Annotated in this window: 16 protein-coding genes and 2 pseudogenes; 7 read left to right on the top strand and 11 right to left on the bottom strand. The window is 67.6% G+C overall.

The annotated features are described in order from the left end of the window. Window positions 1-60: 60 nt before the first annotated feature. From leuB to leuC, 4 genes and pseudogenes are all read right to left on the bottom strand, one after another. Window positions 61-1,113 carry a 3-isopropylmalate dehydrogenase gene (gene leuB / locus ACHMW8_RS09085; RefSeq protein WP_395445331.1) on the bottom strand — a complete coding sequence of 351 codons (1,053 nt, stop codon included), beginning with the start codon at window positions 1,111-1,113 and terminating at the stop codon, window positions 61-63. An 18-nt stretch (window positions 1,114-1,131) separates the two neighbouring features. Further along, window positions 1,132-1,434 carry a putative quinol monooxygenase gene (locus ACHMW8_RS09090; RefSeq protein WP_125157351.1) on the bottom strand — a complete coding sequence of 101 codons (303 nt, stop codon included), beginning with the start codon at window positions 1,432-1,434 and terminating at the stop codon, window positions 1,132-1,134. A 136-nt stretch (window positions 1,435-1,570) separates the two neighbouring features. Next, window positions 1,571-2,179 carry a 3-isopropylmalate dehydratase small subunit gene (gene leuD / locus ACHMW8_RS09095; RefSeq protein WP_395445332.1) on the bottom strand — a complete coding sequence of 203 codons (609 nt, stop codon included), beginning with the start codon at window positions 2,177-2,179 and terminating at the stop codon, window positions 1,571-1,573. Continuing rightward, window positions 2,176-3,622, bottom strand: a pseudogene (gene leuC / locus ACHMW8_RS09100) (3-isopropylmalate dehydratase large subunit). Before leuC ends, leuD begins: the two are co-directional and overlap by 4 nt. Before the next feature lie 148 nt (window positions 3,623-3,770). Between leuC and ACHMW8_RS09105 the strand changes: the two are divergent. After that, window positions 3,771-5,309 (top strand): MFS transporter, encoded by a 1,539-nt coding sequence (locus ACHMW8_RS09105; protein WP_395445333.1) that lies wholly within the window; start codon window positions 3,771-3,773, stop codon window positions 5,307-5,309. 289 nt (window positions 5,310-5,598) lie between these two features. Here ACHMW8_RS09105 and rplS read toward each other — a convergent pair whose 3' ends face one another. Then, window positions 5,599-6,003: a 50S ribosomal protein L19 gene (gene rplS, locus ACHMW8_RS09110; RefSeq protein WP_125157077.1), complete on the bottom strand. Its 405-nt coding sequence runs from the start codon at window positions 6,001-6,003 to the stop codon at window positions 5,599-5,601. Between the two features lie 2 nt (window positions 6,004-6,005). Continuing rightward, window positions 6,006-6,742, bottom strand: a pseudogene (gene trmD / locus ACHMW8_RS09115) (tRNA (guanosine(37)-N1)-methyltransferase TrmD). Between the two features lie 63 nt (window positions 6,743-6,805). Between trmD and ACHMW8_RS09120 the strand changes: the two are divergent. Further along, a complete protein-coding gene (locus ACHMW8_RS09120; RefSeq protein WP_395445334.1) occupies window positions 6,806-8,602 on the top strand; it encodes a pilus assembly protein TadG-related protein in 1,797 nt (598 codons plus the stop codon). Here the strand turns inward: ACHMW8_RS09120 and ACHMW8_RS09125 are convergent. Further along, a complete protein-coding gene (locus tag ACHMW8_RS09125) occupies window positions 8,599-9,534 on the bottom strand; it encodes an isopenicillin N synthase family oxygenase (protein WP_125157075.1) in 936 nt (311 codons plus the stop codon). The two genes, ACHMW8_RS09120 and ACHMW8_RS09125, sit on opposite strands and share 4 nt — an antisense overlap. Window positions 9,535-9,713: 179 nt before the next feature. Between ACHMW8_RS09125 and ACHMW8_RS09130 the strand changes: the two genes are divergently transcribed. Together ACHMW8_RS09130 and ACHMW8_RS09135 are read left to right on the top strand one after the other, a co-directional pair. Further along, window positions 9,714-10,385: an OmpA family protein gene (locus ACHMW8_RS09130; protein WP_125157074.1), complete on the top strand. Its 672-nt coding sequence runs from the start codon at window positions 9,714-9,716 to the stop codon at window positions 10,383-10,385. 120 nt (window positions 10,386-10,505) lie between these two features. Further along, entirely contained in the window at window positions 10,506-11,537 is a 1,032-nt protein-coding gene (locus ACHMW8_RS09135) for a fatty acid desaturase family protein (RefSeq protein WP_395445933.1), read from the top strand. Window positions 11,538-11,841: 304 nt separating this feature from the next. Here ACHMW8_RS09135 and ACHMW8_RS09140 read toward each other — a convergent pair whose 3' ends face one another. After that, window positions 11,842-12,672 carry a hypothetical protein gene (locus tag ACHMW8_RS09140; RefSeq protein WP_395445335.1) on the bottom strand — a complete coding sequence of 277 codons (831 nt, stop codon included), beginning with the start codon at window positions 12,670-12,672 and terminating at the stop codon, window positions 11,842-11,844. Between the two features lie 16 nt (window positions 12,673-12,688). Between ACHMW8_RS09140 and ACHMW8_RS09145 the strand changes: the two genes are divergently transcribed. Further along, window positions 12,689-12,916, top strand: a complete 228-nt coding sequence (locus ACHMW8_RS09145; protein WP_395445336.1) for a hypothetical protein — start codon at window positions 12,689-12,691, stop codon at window positions 12,914-12,916. 3 nt (window positions 12,917-12,919) lie between these two features. On the opposite strand, the gene ACHMW8_RS09150 is transcribed toward ACHMW8_RS09145, so the two are convergent. Next, on the bottom strand, window positions 12,920-14,824 hold the full coding sequence (locus tag ACHMW8_RS09150) for a monovalent cation:proton antiporter-2 (CPA2) family protein (RefSeq protein WP_395445337.1): 1,905 nt from the start codon (window positions 14,822-14,824) through the stop codon (window positions 12,920-12,922). A 5-nt stretch (window positions 14,825-14,829) separates the two neighbouring features. Further along, window positions 14,830-15,426 carry an NAD(P)H-dependent oxidoreductase gene (locus tag ACHMW8_RS09155; protein ID WP_125157071.1) on the bottom strand — a complete coding sequence of 199 codons (597 nt, stop codon included), beginning with the start codon at window positions 15,424-15,426 and terminating at the stop codon, window positions 14,830-14,832. 171 nt (window positions 15,427-15,597) lie between these two features. Here ACHMW8_RS09155 and ACHMW8_RS09160 point away from each other — a divergent pair, with 171 nt between their 5' ends. Both ACHMW8_RS09160 and ACHMW8_RS09165 read left to right on the top strand, forming a co-directional pair. Continuing rightward, entirely contained in the window at window positions 15,598-16,326 is a 729-nt protein-coding gene (locus tag ACHMW8_RS09160) for a CoA transferase subunit A (protein ID WP_395445338.1), read from the top strand. Beyond that, entirely contained in the window at window positions 16,326-16,967 is a 642-nt protein-coding gene (locus tag ACHMW8_RS09165) for a 3-oxoacid CoA-transferase subunit B (RefSeq protein WP_125157069.1), read from the top strand. Before ACHMW8_RS09160 ends, ACHMW8_RS09165 begins: the two co-directional genes overlap by 1 nt. A gap of 38 nt (window positions 16,968-17,005) precedes the next feature. Here ACHMW8_RS09165 and ACHMW8_RS09170 read toward each other — a convergent pair whose 3' ends face one another. Further along, a complete protein-coding gene (locus ACHMW8_RS09170; RefSeq protein ID WP_395445339.1) occupies window positions 17,006-18,517 on the bottom strand; it encodes an ArnT family glycosyltransferase in 1,512 nt (503 codons plus the stop codon). Between the last annotated feature and the right edge of the window lie 201 nt (window positions 18,518-18,718).

Raw genomic sequence — 18,718 nt, forward strand, 5'->3', positions numbered from 1 at the left:
CCTCCCCAACATGTCTTGTTGGGAGGAGCCTAGGGCCTGAAACGGTTGTTGGGGAAGGGGTTAGAGCGCCGCCAGAACCGCGTCGCCCATCTGGGCGGTGGTCAGCGACCCGCCCAGGTCCCGGGTGCGCGCGCCGGCGTCGAGAGCCTTCTTGACCGCCGCCAGCAACGCGTCGGCCGCCTCGACCTGACCCAGCGACCAGCGCAGGGCCATTTCGAACGACAGGATGGCGGCCAGCGGATTGGCCAGGCCCTTGCCGGCGATGTCGGGGGCCGAGCCGTGGATCGGCTCGTAGAGGCCGGGCTTGCCGGGCGCGCCCAGGGCGGCCGAGGGCAGCATGCCCAGCGAGCCGGTCAGCATGGCCGCGGCGTCCGACAGGATGTCGCCGAACAGGTTGTCGGTGACGATGACGTCGAACTGCTTGGGCGCGCGGACCAGCTGCATGGCGCAGTTGTCGGCCAGGATGTGCTCCAGCTGAACATCGGGATATTCGCGGGCGTGCAGCTCGGTGATCACCTGCTTCCACAGCAGGCCCGACTCCATGACGTTCGACTTTTCGGCCGAGTGGACCTTGTTGGTCCGGCCCCGGGCCAGTTCGAAGGCCACGCGGCCGACCCGCTCGATCTCGCTGGTCGTGTAGACCTGGGTGTCGAAGCCCTTCTTCTGGCCGTCCGGCAGATCCTCGATGCCGCGCGGCTGGCCGAAATAGACGCCGCCGACCAGTTCGCGCACGAACATGATGTCCAGGCCCGAGACCAGATCGCGCTTCAGGCTAGAGGCGTCGGCCAGGGCCTCGAAGCAGTAGGCGGGGCGCAGGTTGGCGTAGACGTCCATGGCCTTGCGCAGGTTCAGCAGGCCCGCCTCGGGGCGCAGGTGGCGCGGGGCGTTGGCCCATTGCGGACCGCCGACGGCGCCCATCAGCACCGCGTCGCTGGCGATGGCCTGGTCGCGGACCTCGTCCAGCAGCGGTGTCCCGTGGGCGTCATAGCTGGAGCCGCCATAGGGGGCTTCCTCGACCGTCAGGTCCGGGGTGAGGGCGGCCGCCACGCGGCGCACCTGCGCGCAGACTTCCGGGCCGATGCCGTCGCCGGGCAGGAGGAGCAGGGTGGGCATGGGAGGCTCTCTCTTGGATCAGATTTCGCGGTAGGCGGAGACGTCGAACGACGACATGCGGCGCTCGCCGACGCCGAGTTCCGGCCAGCAGGCGCGCCAGGCGGCCATGTGCGGGCTGGCGCGGTGGAAGGCCAGGGCCTCTTCGTCGACGAAATGCTCGTAGACCCGGATCAGGCCAGGGTCGAGCGGGTCTTCGGTCAGGGCGTAGTCCAGGCACCCCGGCTCGGCCCGGCTGTTCTCGACCTGGGCCCGAAGGTGGGGTCGCAGCTCGGCCAGGCGGTCGGGCGCGATGCGGATCGTGCCGGCGAGGATGATGGTCATCTCAGCGTTCTCCCCCTTCCCCCTTCGATGGGGGAAGGGTCGGGGGATGGGGGTGACAGCCTGTCGGGGTCTGGCGCGGTCGAACCGCCGCATCACCCCACCCCTACCCCTCCCCATCAAGGGGAGGGGAGGCGCTTCAGGCTTCCAGCCAGGGCTGGCTGATGGCGCGCTTGCTCTCGTAGACGTCGATGTCGCCGCCGTGCTGCAGGGTCTCGCCGATGGCGTCGAGGCCCTTGAGCATCTTCTCCTTGCGGACCGGATCGATGTCGAAGCCGATCGTCTTGCCCGACGGCGAGATGACGGTCTGGACCTCAAGGTCGACGCTGACCATGTGGTTGCCGCCCTTGGCCTCGTCCATCAGGAGCGCCAGCTCGTCGGGCTTCACCACCACCGGCAGCAGGCCGTTGTTGAAGCAGTTGTTGTAGAAGATGTCGGCGAAGCTGGTCGAGATCACGCACATGATCCCGAAGTCCATCAACGCCCAAGGGGCGTGCTCGCGCGAGCTGCCGCAGCCGAAATTGTCGCCGGCGATCAGCACCGAGGCGCGTTTGTACTCCGGCTTGTTGAGCACGAAGTCCTTGATCTCGTCGCCCTCGCCGTCGAACCGGAAGTCGTAGAACAGGCCCTTGGCCAGGCCCTCGCGCTCGACGGTCTTGAGGAACTGCTTGGGGATGATCTGGTCGGTGTCGATATTGGCCAGCTCCAGCGGAGCCGCGCGGCCGTCGAGGCGGGTGAAGGCCTTCATTGGGCGGTCTCCGAGAGCAGGGTGCGCACGTCGGTCAGATGTCCCGCGATGGCCGCCGCCGCCGCCATGGCTGGCGAGACCAGATGGGTGCGGCCGGCGCGGCCCTGGCGGCCTTCGAAGTTGCGGTTGCTGGTCGAGGCGCAGCGCTCGTGCGGTTGCAGCTTGTCGGGGTTCATGGCCAGGCACATCGAGCAGCCCGGCTCGCGCCAGTCGAAGCCGGCGGCCTTGAAGATGGCGTCCAGGCCTTCTTCCTCGGCCTGTTCCTTCACCAGGCCCGAGCCGGGGACGACCATGGCCTTGACGTGCGGCGCGACGAGGCGGCCGTGCAGGAAAGCTTCCTGCACCACGGCGGCGGCGGCGCGCATGTCCTCGATGCGGCTGTTGGTGCACGACCCGATGAACACGCGGTCGATGCGGGCTTCCGAGATCGGCTGGCCGGCGGTCAGGCCCATATAGTCCAAGGCCCGGTGGGCGGCCGCGCGCTTGTCGGGCGTGGCGAAGCTTTCCGGATCCGGGACGTTGCCGGTCACCGGGATGACGTCCTCGGGGGAGGTGCCCCAGGTGACCATCGGAACCAGGGCCGAGCCGTCGATGACCACGGTGCGGTCGAAGACGGCGTCCTCGTCGGTGAAGAAGGTCTTCCAGTGGCTGACCGCCATGTCCCAGGCCGCGCCCTTGGGCGCGGCGGGCTTGCCCTGGATATAGGCGAAGGTCTTGTCGTCGGGCGCGATCAGGCCGGCCTTGGCGCCGCCCTCGATGGTCAGGTTGCAGAGGGTCATGCGGCCCTCCATCGACAGCTCGCGCACGGCCTGGCCGGCGAACTCGATGACGTAGCCGGTGCCGCCGGCCGTGCCGATCTCGCCGATCACGGCCAGGGCGATGTCCTTGCCGGTGACGCCGGGGCCGAGGCTGCCGTCCACGCGGACCAGCATGTTCCTGGCCTTCTTCTGGCGCAGGGTCTGGGTGGCCAGGACGTGCTCGACCTCGGACGTGCCGATGCCGTGGGCCAGGGCCCCGAAGGCGCCGTGGGTCGAGGTGTGGCTGTCGCCGCAGACGATGGTCATGCCCGGCTGGGTGCGGCCCTGCTCAGGCCCGACCACGTGGACGATGCCGTTGCGGATGTCGCCCATCGGGAAGAACTCGATGCCGTTGTCGGCGACGTTGCGGGCCAGGGTCTTCGAGCTGCAGGCGCGCTTCCTCGTCCGCCACCGCGTCGACGCCGAGCGCCTGACCCTCGGTGGGGATGTTGTGGTCCGCCACGGCGAGCGTGCGGTCGGGGCGGCGCACCTTGCGACCCGCCGCGCGAAGGCCGGCGAAGGCCTGCGGGGTGGTCACCTCGTGGATCAGGTGCAGGTCGATATAGAGGATCGCTTCGCCGTCCTGTTCGTTGACGACGTGAGCGTCCCAGATCTTGTCGTAGAGCGTCTTGGATGTGCGGGTCATAGCGCCCCGCATCTAGGCCTTCGCGAAGGGCGCGTAAAGCGAGGAAACGCCCAGAATCCTTTGTTCGATCGCCCAATGGCGACCGTTCGTGCCCCCTCGGTCACGCCTCAGGCTGGTGTCGCGCATGTTTTTTTCACCGACGTCCCAATTGAGCGATGACGACCGCGAGCGCGGCCTGCGCCACCTGGTTCTCGAGGCGGGCTTCTCCAACGCCTGCACCGCCGTGACGAGCGGTGTGATCCTGACGGCCTTCGCCATGCACCTGGGGGCTTCGAATACCACCATCGGCCTGCTGGCGGCCATCACCTTCTGGGTTCAGCTGCTCCAGGCGCCGGGCGTGCTGCTGGTCGAGAAGCTCCGCGCCCGCAAGCGCATCGCCATCCTGGCCAGCCTGATCAGCCGCTGCGCCCTGGCCGGCATGGCGGTGCTGGCCGTCGCGCCGCGCGCGGGGGGCGCGACCCTGGCCTTGCTGGTCGTGCTGCAGGTCTTCTATTGCGGGATCGCCACCTTCGGCGGCTGCGCCTGGAACGCCTGGGTGCGCGATCTCGCGCCCGAGCAGCGGCTGGGCCAGATCTTCGCCAAGCGGACGATCAACGCCACCATCGTGGCCCTGGTCGCCAGCCTCGCCGCCGCCTTCGCCCTGGATCGCGCGCCAGAGGGCTCGACCTGGCGACCGATCGCCTTCGCCGGACTCTACGCCTTCGGGTTCCTGGCAGGCCTGCTCAGCTGCCGCGAGCTGGCCCTGACGCCGGAGCCGAAGATGCCGCCGGCGACCGAAACCATCCGCCTGCTGCCGCTGCTGAAGGCGCCGTTGAAGGACCAGAATTTCCGGCGGCTGATCATGTTCCTGGCCAGCTGGCAGTTCGCGGTGAACCTGGCCACGCCGTTCTTCACGGTGTTCTTCGTCAAGCAATTGGGTCTCGACATCACCTTCGTGGTCATCCTGGGCGTGGTCAGCCAGGCGACCAATGTGCTGGCGTTGCGCAGTTGGGGCCTGCTGTCCGACCGTTTCGCCAACAAGTCGGTGCTGGCGGTGGCCGCGCCGCTGTTCATCCTCTGCATCGCCGCCATGGTCGGCGCCTCGCAGATCGCGTCCAAGCCCTGGGTCATGGCCTATCTGGTGGGGCTGCACGCCCTGATGGGCCTGGCCACCGCGGGCGTAACCCTGTCCTCGGGCAATATCGCCATGAAGCTGTCGCCGCGCGGTTCGGCCACGGCCTATATCGCCGCCAACGCCCTGATCAGTTCGGCGGCGGCGGGCCTGGCCCCCGTGCTGGGCGGGGTGTTCGCCGACTTCTTCGCCGCCCGCCGGCTGGAGATCCTGCTGCGCTGGACCAGTCCGGGCGATGTGCTGACCCTGATGCCCCTGCGGGTGTCGAGCTGGGACTTCTACTTCCTGATCGCGTTCGTTCTGGGCCTCTATGCCTTGCACCGCTTGGCGTTGGTCAAGGAGGCCGGAGAGGTCGACAGCAAGGCCATGGTCGGCGAGGTCATCGCCCAGGCCCGACGCGACGTGCGCAACCTGTCGCCGATCGCCGGTCTGAAGCTGCTGACCGACGTTCCCGCCGCCCTGCTGCGTGACGCGCGCGTGCAGCTGCGGCTGCGCCGGGCGCGGGAGAGCCAGGCCGAACGCGATGCGGAAAGGACCCGCCGCGGTGGGCGGCGCGGGGCTCGAAAGGTTTCCTAGAACGACATAGGGCGCGCCTGTGTTGCGGCGCGCCCTAGCATCATTCTTTGCTTCCGGGGGCCGATGGCTCCGCCCGGGAAAGGGCCGTCCACTAGAAAGGAGACGGTCTGGAAGCCCGACCGAGGCCGGGGGTGCCTTAACCATGTCACGGAACGCGGGTTTGTCAAGTCGCGTGCGATCGCACGAAAGCTTGGCCGGAGCGGCCGCGCCAGCGACGCCGTCACGCCGCGCAAAGAAAAAGGCCCCGGCGTTCCCGCCAAGGCCTCGTTCACGTCCGAATGTCGAAGGTTTAGTCTTCCGACGAAGCCGCGGCGGCGGCCTTGGTGTTGCCACCGGCGCGCTCGGCGATACGGGCCGACTTCCCGCGACGGTCGCGCAGGTAGTACAGCTTGGCGCGACGGACGACGCCGCGACGCTTGACTTCGATGCTTTCGATGCTCGGCGACAGCAGCGGGAACAGACGCTCCACGCCTTCGCCGAACGAGATCTTGCGGACCGTGAAGCTCTCGTGGACGCCCGCGCCCTGACGAGCGATGCAGACGCCTTCATAGGCCTGAACGCGCTCGCGCTCGCCTTCCTTGATCTTCACGTTGACGCGCAGGGTGTCGCCGGGACGGAATTCCGGGATCGCGCGGGCGGCCAGCAGACGGGCCGATTCTTCTTGCTCGAGCTGAGCGATGATGTTGATCGCCATGATCATTTCTCCTTGGGCTTACCCGTTTTCGGGCCGCCTTTTGCCTGTTGATTGGCGAGATGCGCTTCCCAGAGATCTGGACGCCGCTCGCGGGTCGTTTCTTCACGCATACGCTTGCGCCATTGGTCGATCCGCTTGTGATCGCCCGACAGCAGCACCTCGGGGATGTCGAGCCCTTCGAACGTCCGCGGTCGCGTGTACTGCGGATGCTCGAGGAGGCCGTCCTCGAAGCTTTCTTCCAGCGTGCTCTCGATGTTCCCCAGCACACCCGGGGCCAGTCGAACGCACGCCTCGATCACGACCATCGCTGCCGCTTCGCCACCGGCGAGAACAGCGTCTCCGACCGAGACCTCCTCGAACCCGCGGGCGTCGAGCACCCGCTGATCCACCCCCTCGAAGCGGCCGCACAGCACCACGATGCCGGGCGCCTTGGACCACTCTCGAACGCGCGCCTGGGTCAGGGGCCTGCCCGGGCGCTCATGTACAAAAGCGGCCGACCATTCAGCTCCACACTGTCGAGCGCAGAGGCGATGACGTCCGCTTTGAGCACGGCTCCCGCGCCGCCACCCGCGGGGGTGTCGTCGAGGAAGCCGCGCTTATCCTTGGAAAAGGCCCGAATGTCCAGCGTTTCCAGACGCCACAGGTCCTGCTCCTTCCAGGCGGTCCCGATCATCGAGACGCCGAGCGGGCCGGGAAAGGCCTCGGGGAACATGGTCAGGACGGTGGCGGTGAACGGCATGGGCGCTGTTTAGCCGCAGGCGGGCGCGGAGTCGAAGGGGCGTTCATCAACGGCGTTTTCGGCTTGTTCACCCTCATCGGCGAAGGTCACGCGGAAAATCACGCCCGGGACCCGACCATGCCGACCGAGAGCCGCTTCCTCCGACGCCTGACCGAAGGCTTCGCCGCCTTCGCTCGCCGTCTGCGGCGCGACGAACGCGGCGCGATCGCCGTGCAGTTCGCCCTGCTGGCCCTGCCGCTGGCGGTGCTGGTGTTCGGCCTGGTGGATATCAGCCGCGTCAGCCTGCAGCGCCGGCAGATGCAGGACGCCCTGGACGCCGCCACCCTGATCGCCGCGCGCTCGACGGCGGTGACCGACGCCCAACTCGACGCGGTGGGGGACCCCGCCTTCCTGGCCGAGATCAATGGCCTGAACCTGGGTCTCACCGGCGCCAACTCGACGTTCAAGGCCGGGACCAACAACAGGGTTGTTGCGACCGCCAGCGGTACGCTGAAGCCGATTATCGCCAATCTGTGGACGAACAGCGACATCACGATCACCGCCTCCTCGGACGTGGTGCGTTCGGTCAACAAGCTGGAAGTGGCCCTGGTGCTCGACAACACCGGCTCGATGGACAGCAAGCTGGGGTCGGGCGGCAAGAAGATCACCGCCTTGATCACCGCCTCGAAGTCGCTGGTGGCGACGCTGGCCGCCGCCGCCCAGCGGTCGTCGGACCCGGATTCCGTGAAGATCTCGGTCGTGCCGTTCTCGATGACCGTGAACGTCGGCTCGACCTACCAGAGCGCAAGCTGGATCACGGGCACACAGCCGACCGCCTACGGCGCGGACCTATTCAATAGCGCCCAGAACCGCTTCACCTTGCTGTCCAACATGGGCCTGTCCTGGGCGGGCTGCGTCGAGAGCCGGCCCGATCCCTACGACATCACCGACGCCGCCGCCGGCTCGGGTGCCACCATGTTCGTCCCGTTCTTCGCGCCCGACGAACCGGATGACAACACCGTTTCCGCGGGCTGGAGCAACTACCGCGATGCGCGTACGGTGCGGAATGGGACCATTCAGAACAACTGGATTACCAACGACAAGTCCAACTCTAGCGCGTGGATGACCCGACAGGGTGAGCCGCAAAAGTACGCCAGTAACAACAAGAGCAACATCATCAGCGACGCCAAGAACGGCACGGATTACGGCCCCAACGCCGGCTGCGGCCTAACGAGCCTGCTGCGTCTGACCAACGTCAAGACATCCGCCGGCGAGACCACCGTCACCGACAAGCTTGATAAAATGGTCGCCAATGGCAACACCAACGTGGCCATGGGCCTGATGTGGGGCTGGCATACCGTGTCGCCCAACGCGCCGTTCGCGGACGGAAAGGCCTACGGCACGGACAAGGTCTCGAAGATCATCGTCCTGCTGACCGACGGCGACAACGTCAACAACGAGGTCAGCAACCCCAACGACTCCGTCTATTCGGGCTACGGCTATATCTGGCAAAAGCGCCTGAAGAATTCGAGCGGGACGGCGCTCGACGTCGGCTCGACCGGCGACAACCGCCGCGACGCCATCGACAGCCGCCAGACCAAGATCTGCGCCAATCTGCGGGACAAGAAGATTTCTGGTCTATTCGATCGGCGTCGGCGTCTCGTCCCACTCCAAGAGCATCCTGCAAAGCTGTGCGACGACGACCGACATGTACTACGACGTCACCGACGCCTCGCAGTTGACCACGGTGTTCAACGCCATCGCCGGCTCGATCCAGAACCTGCGGATCGCCAAGTAGCGACCCGGCTGTCGCGCAACGAAAAAGCCCCGCCGAGCGACCGGCGGGGCTTTGTCCTGTCCGGGATACGGCGCGGCTTCTAGGCCAGCTTGATCTCGCGCAGGCGCTGCTGGAGGAACTCGTCCGCCGTGATCGACTCCGGATAGCGGTCCGGGTTGTCGGGCGTGATGCAGTTGGGCAGCGTCTTGATCTCGTAGTCCGACGCGAAGTGCAGGAAGAACGGCGTCGAGTAGCGCGGGATGTGGCGGCGCTCGGGCGGCGGGTTCTGCACGCGGTGGATGGTCGAGGGCAGGACGTGGTTGGTCAGCCGCTCCAGCATGTCGCCGATATTGATGACGATGCAGCCCGGGGGCGGGTTGATCGGCAGCCACTCGCCGTTGCGGTCCAGCAGCTCAAGACCGCCTTCCTCGGCGCCCATCAGCAGGGTGATGGTGTTGATGTCGCCGTGGGCGCCGGCGCGCACGCCGGTGGCGTCCAGCGGGATCGGCGGATAGTGCAGCAGGCGCAGCACCGAATTGCCGTTCTCGATGGTCGGATAGAAGAAATCGCGGTCCAGCTTCAGGTAGGTGGCGATCGCCTCCAGCACCTTGCCGCCCATGCTGTCGAGCGCGTTGTAGAACCAGCTGACGTCATGCTTGAAGGCCGGGATCTCGGCCGGCCAGACATTGTCGGCCATGGTGGCGCGGAAGCGGTGGCCGGGCGGCAGGTCGCGGCCCATGTGCCAGAATTCCTTCAGGTCGTGGTGCGTGGCGCCCTTGGCGGTCTCGACCCCGAACGGGATGTAGCCGCGCGCGCCGCCCTTGACCCCGGCATATTGCTTCTTGGTCTCTTCCGGCAGGGCGAAGAAGGCCTTGGTGTCGGCGATCGCCGCGTCGATGCGGTCCTGCGGGATGTCGTACTCCGACAGCACGGCGAAGCCGTAGCGTTCGAACGACGCGCCCAGCTCCTGGGCGAAGCGCGGGAAGTCCTTGCTGTAGAGGGAGAACGAGATCGGTTCGATGGCGGAGGTAGACACTTCTTCGAGCCCTGAGACAGCGGAATGGGAGATGAGTAAGTTCCTTCTTACTACACCGGGCCAGGGGCGAAACGAAGACCCGTTCATCCTGGCGTCAGGTGCGATATTGGAACTTGACCATAAGAAGGGCGTTTGCCCGTCTGACGTTGATCTACAACAAAGCCGTGAGGGTTGCGAGAATGCGCAAGATTGCCTTGGTCGCTGTACTGATGGGCGCTACCGCCCTGGTCGCCTGCACCACCACCGACCCCTATACCGGCATGCCGGTGCGCAACAACACCGGCACGGGCGTTTTGGCCGGCGCGGCGGGCGGCGCCCTGCTGGGCTATCTGACCAACACCAACAAGGGCGAGCAGGGCCGCAAGAACGCGCTGATCGGCGCGGGCATCGGCGCGCTGGCCGGCGGCGCGGTCGGCAACTACATGGACCGCCAGCAGGCCGACCTGCGCCGCAGCCTCGAGACCTCGGGCGTGATGATCCGCCGCAACGGCGATCAGATCGTGCTGGTCATGCCCAGCGACGTGACCTTCGCCGTCGACAAGTCGGACGTGCAGCCGCAGTTCACCCGCGTGCTCGACGACGTGGCCCGCACGTTGAACGCCTATCCGCAGACCACGATCGACGTGGTGGGCCACGCCGACAGCAGCGGCGGCGCCGACTACAACCAGGGGCTTTCCGAGCGCCGCGCCAGCGCGGTGGCCGACTACCTTGTGCGCCAGGGCCGGGTGTTGTCGGACCGCGTCTTCGTGGCCGGCATGGGCTCGCGCCAGCCGATCGCCGACAACGCCACCGCCGCCGGCCGCGCCCAGAACCGCCGGGTGGAGATCATCCTGCGGCCGCTGACCCAGTGAACACCTAAGGGCGCGGAATTGTCGCGCCTTTGATCCAAACGGTTGCTTTTCCCTCGCGTCGTCGCCAATTCGTCATGCCTGTTACGGGTTTGTAGGCGGCGCGAGGTCGAAGTGAACAAGTTGACGAGCCAGGGCGTCAGTCTGACCAAGCAGGCCTATGCCCTGACCGACGACCTTATGACGCCGAACGCGGCGGTCTACTGGGTCGACATGATCGTCTCGGTCGCCCTGATGTGGGGCGGTCTCTATGTCGCCGCGACGACGGGCGTCCTGGCGATCGGTCTGGTCGCGGGCCTGGTCAGCGTGCTGGCCCTCTATCGCGCCCTGAGCTTCATCCACGAACTGACCCACATCCGCGACGACGAGGCTCCGGGCTTCCGCGTCGGCTGGAACATCCTGGTCGGCGTGCCGCTGATGACCCCCTCGCTGATGTACGAGGGCGTGCACAACATCCACCACATCAAGGACCGCTTCGGCACGGCGCTGGATCCGGAATACATGCCGCTGTCGCGCTTCACGCCGCTGGGCCTGGCCGGCTTCCTGTTCGTGGCGTTGCTGGCTCCGCTGGGCGTGATCCTTCGCTCGGCGATCCTGGTGCCGCTGTCGTTCGCGGTCCCGCCGCTGCGCCGCTACCTGAAGACCAAGCTGTCGGCCCTGATCATCAATCCCGACTTCGTGCGCGACGACCTCAACCGCTGGCGCGCCGCCTGGGTGGTTCAGGACGTCGCCTGCTGGCTGTGGTCCTGGGCGGTGATCGCCGCCACCGTCGCCGGCTGGCTGCCGCTCCGCGCCGTGCTGACCGGCCTCCTGATCTTCTCGCTGGCCACCTTCCTCAACCAGGCCCGCACCCTGGTCGCCCACCACTGGGATAACGAGGGGGGCAAGATGACGCTCGACGAGCAGTTCCTCGACTCGGTCAACGTGCCGCCGCCGAACCTGGCCTCGGAGCTGTGGGCCCCGGTCGGCCTGCGTTACCACGCCCTGCATCACCTGCTGCCGCGCCTGCCGTATCACAATCTGGGCAAGGCCCACGCTCGCCTGACGGCGGCCCTCGCGACGGACTCGATCTATCACCAGGCCTCGGAGAAGGGCCTGTTCGAGGCTCTGGGCGATCTCTTCCGCCGGGTGGGCCAGAAACAACCCGCGACCTGAAAAGAGCGACGCGGACTCGGCGGGAGTCCGCGTCGCGGTAGTTTGGGTTGTTCACGCGGCGGTCCGGACCTTCCAAAAGTTCCCCACCCTGGACGGACCGGACCAAACCGCTCGGCGCGAGCTCGTCACCAAGGGAATGGATCGGACGATTTCGCGCCGGCCGTTCCCGTAGAGCCAGGGCCCGTCGCCTGGCAACGGCGCGCCAGGGGTTTGAGACGGCGGGTCATGAATTCGAGACGCGGCGCGAGCGCCCGGCCCAGCCGTTGACGACGGACGGCTTTCTGGCTTTGGCTCGGCTGTCCGTCTATCGTCGGTTCGCGTTTCCGGGGTCGAGTTTTTCATGTCGCAAGCCTCGATGCTTCCCCACTATCAGGCGGGCACCCGCGTCACGCCCGGCCGCCAGGGCGTGGAAGCCTACGCCGAGGCGATCGCGCCGATCTTCGACATGCGGTTGGGCGACGTCGACGCCGCGGGCCCCGACCTCTGGGTCGACACCTTCAATATCGGGCCGATGCTGCTGGGCGCGGCGCACATGACGGGCGGCGCTTTCGCCTATGGTCGCGATACGCGGAAGGTCGCCGCGACCGGGCTGGAGCTGATCATGGTGCAGATCATCCTCGAGGGCGGTGACAGCCGTCAGGCGGGGCGCGGCGAAACGACCGCGCGACCTGGCGACGTCTGCATTCTGGATCTCACCCGCACCTTCCAGTCCCAGGCGGGCGACTGCGTGAACCTGAACCTGGCCTTGCCGCGCGCGGCCTTCGATGCGCGCGACATCGACCTGGATCCGCTGCACGGCCTCGTCCTGCGCCGCGAGAGCGCGGGCGCGCAGCTGCTGAAATCGCACGCCGAGAGCCTGATGCGCGTGGCGACCAACCTGCGGCCCGAGGAGGCGTATGGCGTCGGCCGCGCCACGACCGACCTGCTGGCCGGCCTGACGCTGGGCCAGCGGAGCGACGCGGCTCGGCGGGCCTCGGCCGACACCCAGCGCGCGCGGATGCGCCGGTTCATCGACGCCAACCTGCACGACCCCGACCTTGGGGTCGAGATGCTGTGCCGCCAGTTCGGCGTCTCGCGCGCCTCGCTCTATCGGCTGTTCGCGCCGCTGGGCGGGGTCAGCGAACACATCCCGCAACCGACGCCTGCGTCGGGTGTTCGAGGCGCTGTCCGATCCGATCCAGCCCCTGGCCATGGCCCAGGTGGCCGAGCGCCATGGCTTCACCGTCTGGTCCAGCTTCAGCCGGGCGTTCAAGAGCCGCTTCGGCATGACGCCGGGCGAGGCGCGTGGACAGGGCGTGATGGCCGCGGCGCGGGCCAGCGCGTTGCAAGCTTCGGCCGGCGCGCTGCCCGACTGGCTGAGGGCGCTGGACGCGGCCTAGAGCCTACTCCGCTCCTTCCTGTTCCGCGCGCTCGCGCAGTTCCTCGTCCAGGCTGGCCGTGTCCCAGGCCCCGCCGGCGTCGCCGGGGCGCATGCGGTGGAGGTCGGCGTCCAGCAGGCGGTCCATGGTCTTGGCCGCGTCGCGCGAGGCCAGGATATAGGCCTCTTCCTGGCCCCACATCGGGCGCAGTTCCTCGAACACTCGCCGATCGTGGCGACGGAAGAAGGCGGCCGCCCGATGCGCCCGGTGCGCGCGGAAGCCCAGCTTCTGCAGGGCGGTGGTCCCCAGGGCCAGGGCCGACTCGAAAGTCTCGCGCTCGACCGCGTCGGCGCCGTTGGCCAGCAGGTCATAGGCGTGTCGGCGGTCCCAGGCGCGCGCCAGGATGACCAGGTCCGGGAAGGCCTTGCGAGCCGTCTCGACCAGCTCGACGGTCTTTTCGCGATCATCCAGGGCGACGATCAGCATCCGGGCCCGCTCGGCGCCGGCGGCGCGCAGCAAATCGAGGCGCGTGGCGTCCCCATAGTGCACCCGGCGGCCGAAGCGCTGCAGCAGCTCGATCTGCTCGATGTCGCTGTCGAGAACCGTCGACTTGAAGCCGCTGGCCTGCAGCAGGCGGCCTGTGATCTGCCCGAAGCGGCCGAAGCCGGCGATGATGATGTCCGGCTCGCCCTCGTCGAAGGCGCCGGTGTCGGGCGCGATGTCGGGAATGGCCGCGTCCATCAGGGCGGCCACGCGCTCGTAGAGGATCATGGCGACCGGCGTCAGGGCCATGGAGACGGCCACGGCGGCGGTCAGCAGGGCCGCCAGTTGCACGCCGATCACGCCCGCGCCGACCGTGAAGCTGAGCAGCACGAAGGCGAACTCGCCGCCCTGGGCCAGGGCTGTGGCCACCGCCATCGCCCCGCGCTTGGGCGCGCCGAACAGGCGGGCGATGCCGTACATGACGATGAATTTCAGCACCATCAGGCCAATGACGACGCCCAGCAGCTTCAGGGGCTGACTGGCCACCAGCGGCAGGTTCACGCCGGCCCCGACGGTGATGAAGAAGAGGCCCAGCAGCAGCCCCCGGAACGGCTCGATGTCGCTTTCCAGCTCGCGGCGGAACTCGCTCTCGGCCAGCACCACCCCGGCAAGGAAGGCCCCGAGCGCGGGAGACAGGCCGACGATCTGCATCAGGCTGGCGACCGCGACCACGATCAGCAGGGCGGCGGCGACGAAGATCTCGCGCAGGCGGGCCTTGGCGATGAAGCGGAACAGGGGCTGGACCAGATAGCGGCCGCCGCCGATCACCCCGGCCACGGCGGCGAACACCGACAGGGTCTGGGCCCAGATCGGCAGGTGAGCCACCAGGCTGCCCTCGCCATGGCCGCCGCCGCCCGCCGCGTGGCTCGCCGCGCCCGTGGCCAGCAGCGGCAGCAGGGCGAACATCGGAATGACCGCCAGGTCCTGCAGCAGCAGCACCCCGAAGGCGGCGCGCCCGACGGGGCCTTGCCGGAGCCCCTTCTCGTCCAGGGTCTGGAGCACGATCGCGGTCGAGGACATGGCCAGGACCAGGCCCACCGCCAGGGCCGTCTGCCAGGGCAGGCCCAGGGCGTAGGCGGCGGCGGCGATTGCCAGGGCCGTGCCCAGCACCTGCGCCCCGCCCAGCCCGAAGATGGCCTTGCGCATGTCCCACAGCATCGAGGGCTGCACCTCGAGGCCGATCAGGAACAGCAGGATGACGACGCCGAACTCGGCGAACTTCATGACGTCGGCCTGGTCGCCGACCAGGGACAGCGCGAACGGGCCGATGACCACGCCGGCGATCAGGTAGCCCAGCACCGAGCCCAGCCCCAGCCGCTTGGCGATCGGCACCGAGACGACGGCCGCGCCCAGATAGACGAGAGTCTGGGTGAGGAAGTTCTCCATGCGCCTTACGCCTCCGCCTTGCCCGAAACCCGCGGCGCCGGCAGCAGCGAGGCCACCCGCGCCTTGTAGCGCTCGGCCTCGGCCTTCAGGGCCGCGTCGTCCTTCACGGAGGCGCCGTGCACGACGAACGGTGTCTCCCATTCCATGCCGCACAGGTGGGCGGTCTGCTCCAGCGGTCGCAGGAACTCGTCCATGCTGAACCGGTTGTAGCCGTGCATGTGGTAGGCCTTGGCGCTGGCGCCGGTGGAGCAGGCCACGAACAGCTTCTTGCCCTTCAGCGCGACGCCGTCCTCGCCATAGGCGAAGCCGTGCAGCCAGACCAGGTCCAGCCACTCCTTCATCAGGGCCGGGGTCGAGTACCAGTAGAGCGGAAACTGCAGGGCGATGACGTCGTGCGCCAGCAGGGCCGCCTGCTCGGCCTCGATGTCGACCGCGAAGTCCGGATAGATCTCGTAGAGATCCTTGAAGGTGACGCCCGAGAGGCCCTTGGCCGCCTTGGCCAGGGCGCGATTGGCGCGAGACCGTTCAAGCGCCGGGTGGGCCAGCACGAGGAGCACGCCAGAGGTGGCGGGCGTCATCGAGCCGGTGCTAGCGTCGGTCATCAGGCGACCCTTCCGGAAAATAATTCATCAAGGGTTGAATTTTTTCGCGGCTCGGGCGACACGGTTCGCCAAGAGCCAAACAGGTGCGGCGAGGCAGCCTTTTCATCCGCTACGGATAAACAGGCCGACCCCGTTCGGGATAGCCCGCGAGCTCGGGAATAGGGAGACACCATGGTCGACAAGGTGAAGAAGGACGCCGTCGAGGCCCTCGCCGGGCTGTTGTTCGACGGCATGACCATCATGGCCGGGGGCTTTGGCCTCTGCGGCATTCCGGAGAACCTGATCGCGGCGATCCGCGAGGCGGGGACGAAGGACCTCACGGTCATCTCCAATAATTGCGGCGTCGACGGCTTCGGCCTGGGGATTCTCCTCGAAAACCGTCAGATCAAGAAGATGGTCTCGTCCTATGTGGGCGAGAACAAGCTGTTCGAACAGCTCTACCTCAGCGGCGAACTGGAACTGGAGTTCAATCCGCAGGGCACGCTGGCCGAACGCATCCGTGCGGGCGGGGCGGGCATCCCGGCCTTCTTCACGCGCACCGGCTACGGCACCCTGGTGGCCGAGGGCAAGGAAGTGCGCGAGTTCGACGGCGAGATGTACGTGATGGAGCGCGGCCTGACCGCCGACCTCGCGATCGTCAAGGCCTGGAAAGGCGACGCCGAGGGCAACCTGATCTACCGGAAGACCGCCCGCAACTTCAATCCGATGATGGCTACGGCCGGCCGGAAGACCGTTGTCGAGGTCGAGCAGCTGGTCGAGATCGGCGCCCTGGACAAGGACGCCATCCATACCCCCGGCATCTATGTCGATTTCATCGTCAAGGGCGCCCGGTTCGAGAAGCGCATCGAGCGGGTGACCACCCGCCCCAAGGAAACCGCCGCCGCTGGAGTTGAAGTCTGATGGCCTGGACCCGTGACGAAATGGCGGCCCGCGCCGCCAAGGAGCTGCAGGACGGCTTCTACGTGAACCTGGGGATCGGCATCCCGACCCTGGTGGCCAACTACATTCCCGAGGGCATGTCGGTGACGCTGCAGAGCGAGAACGGCATGCTGGGCATGGGCCCCTTCCCCTACGAGGGCGAGGAGGACGCCGACCTGATCAACGCCGGCAAGCAGACGATCACCGAGCTGGACTCGAGTTCGTATTTCAGCTCGGCCGACAGCTTCGCCATGATCCGCGGCGGCCACATCGCCCTGTCGATCCTGGGCGGCATGCAGGTGTCCGAGACCGGCGACCTGGCCAACTGGATGGTGCCCGGCAAGATGGTCAAGGGCATGGGCGGAGCCATGGACCTGGTCGCCGGCGTCAAGCGCGTGGTGGTGGTCATGGACCACTGCGAGAAGTCCGGCGCGCCGAAGCTTCTCAAGCAGTGCTCGCTGCCGCTGACGGGCGCGGGTGTCGTGGATCTGCTGATCACCGAGCTGGGCGTCTTCGAGATCAACCGCGGCAAGACGCCGGTGAAGCTGATCGAACTGGCCCCAGGCGTCACCGTCGACGAGGTCAAGGCCAAGACCGAGGCGGCGTTCGAGGTCGCGGTCTAGTCGCTCTGAGATCCCCATCCCCGCCAAGGGGGGAGCCGCTACCGAGGCTTCTTCGGCTCCGGCGGCAGGCCCGTCACGGGATCCCGGGGCAGGGGCGCGAAGCCCTCCGCGATGAACAGGTCGATGCGCCGCGAGCGCTTCTTGTCGAGGCGCACGCGGCTGATCTGCATGCCGGAGGTCGCCTTGAAGTCCTGCTCGATCTCGGGCCGGTAGCCGCCTTCCAGGCTGACGATCAGGGCGCGGCGGCCGTAGTCGGCGTCGAGCGGCGCCTCGGTCTCGGCCTGGTTCTGCGGTTGGGCCTCGTGCACCCACATCCGCAAGGGCGGCGCGCCGGGCTGGCCGAAATAGTCGCGGCCATAGTAGGCGGCGGCGTTGTAGACGAAGCGGTCGTCCATCGCGACGGCGCTGAGCGGGCCGCGCAGGGCCTGCTCCTCGCGCGAGCGCTCGATGATCGCCTGGACGGTCTGATCCCAGCCGCGCACGCGCTTGAAGCCGTTCGACAGGCCCACGGCGTCGGCGGCCTTGGGGTTGACCATGCAGACCATGAAGAAAACGGCGAACAGGGCCTCGAAGGCCAGGCCCGCGATCAGCCAGCGGCGGGCGTTCCAGCGCAGCAGCCAGCCGGCCGACAACACGGATCCGGAGACGAAGGCGGCCCCGGCCCAGTTGGCGTTGGCGCGCGAGACGAAGGCCTCGCCGGCCACGATGATCAGCGGCGGGGCGCAGAAGCACAGCAGCAGAAGATCCGGCGACTGAAGGCGCTTCTTCACGCCCAGCCAGACCGCGCCGCCCAGCAGCACGGCGAACGGCACGGGACCGAACACGCCGAACTGCGAGGCCACGAACTCGATCAGCTCACGGAAATTGAACAGCTGGTGCGAACCCCAGTTGGCGTTCGAGGCCGTGTGCTTGACCGTCGCGAAATGGTGGCTGGCGTTCCAGGCGAAGTTCGGGGCCAGGGTCAGGACGAAGGCCGTGACGAACAGCACCGCCGCGGCCGGGCACCAGCGCTTGCGGGCCTCCTTCGAGATGGCGAAGTGGATCACGATGCTGCCCAGGGCGTAGACCGCCGCGTACTTCGACAGGAAGGCCAGGCCCAGAGCCACGCCCATGCCGGCGGCGACGAAGTAGCGGCGCGGCGCGGTCTCCTCGGCCAGGGCGACATAGGCCCAGATCGTCAGCGACAGGAAGAACAGCAGCGGCGCGTCGGTGGCCATCAGGCCCGACGACAGCACCACGCCCGGCATCAGGCTGTAGATCGCCGCCGCGACCAGACCCGTCCAGCCGCCGTAGAGCTTGCGGGCGATGCGGTGGACCACCAGGGCGGTCGCGCCGTGCAGGAGCGGCGCGGACAGCCGCACCCAGGCTTCGGCGTCGCCGCCGACATGGGTCGTGGCCCAGATCAGCCAGGCGATCATCGGCGGCTTGGAGAAGTAGCCGAACGCCAGCTCGCGCGACCACAGCCAGTACTGAGCTTCGTCCGGATACAGCTCAAGCGGCGTCGAAAACAGGGCGATCAGCCGCGCCAGCGTGAGCGCGGCGACCATCATCAGCGTCAGGCGCCAGGCGCGGGACTCGATCGAAATTCTCGAAGAATTCGTGTGCGGTTGCCATGACGCCTAATTAGCCAAGTAAGAAAAATATGACCAATTCTTCCGCGATATCCGTCCTTTATGACAGTTTGGGAGAGGGCGTGGCCTTTCCGTCACCAAACCTTCTAAAACTTTCGCTAAACGGCCCTCAACGATGCT

Origin of the sequence: Caulobacter sp. UC70_42, assembly GCF_044056025.1 — a bacterium.
Taxonomy (GTDB): domain Bacteria; phylum Pseudomonadota; class Alphaproteobacteria; order Caulobacterales; family Caulobacteraceae; genus Caulobacter.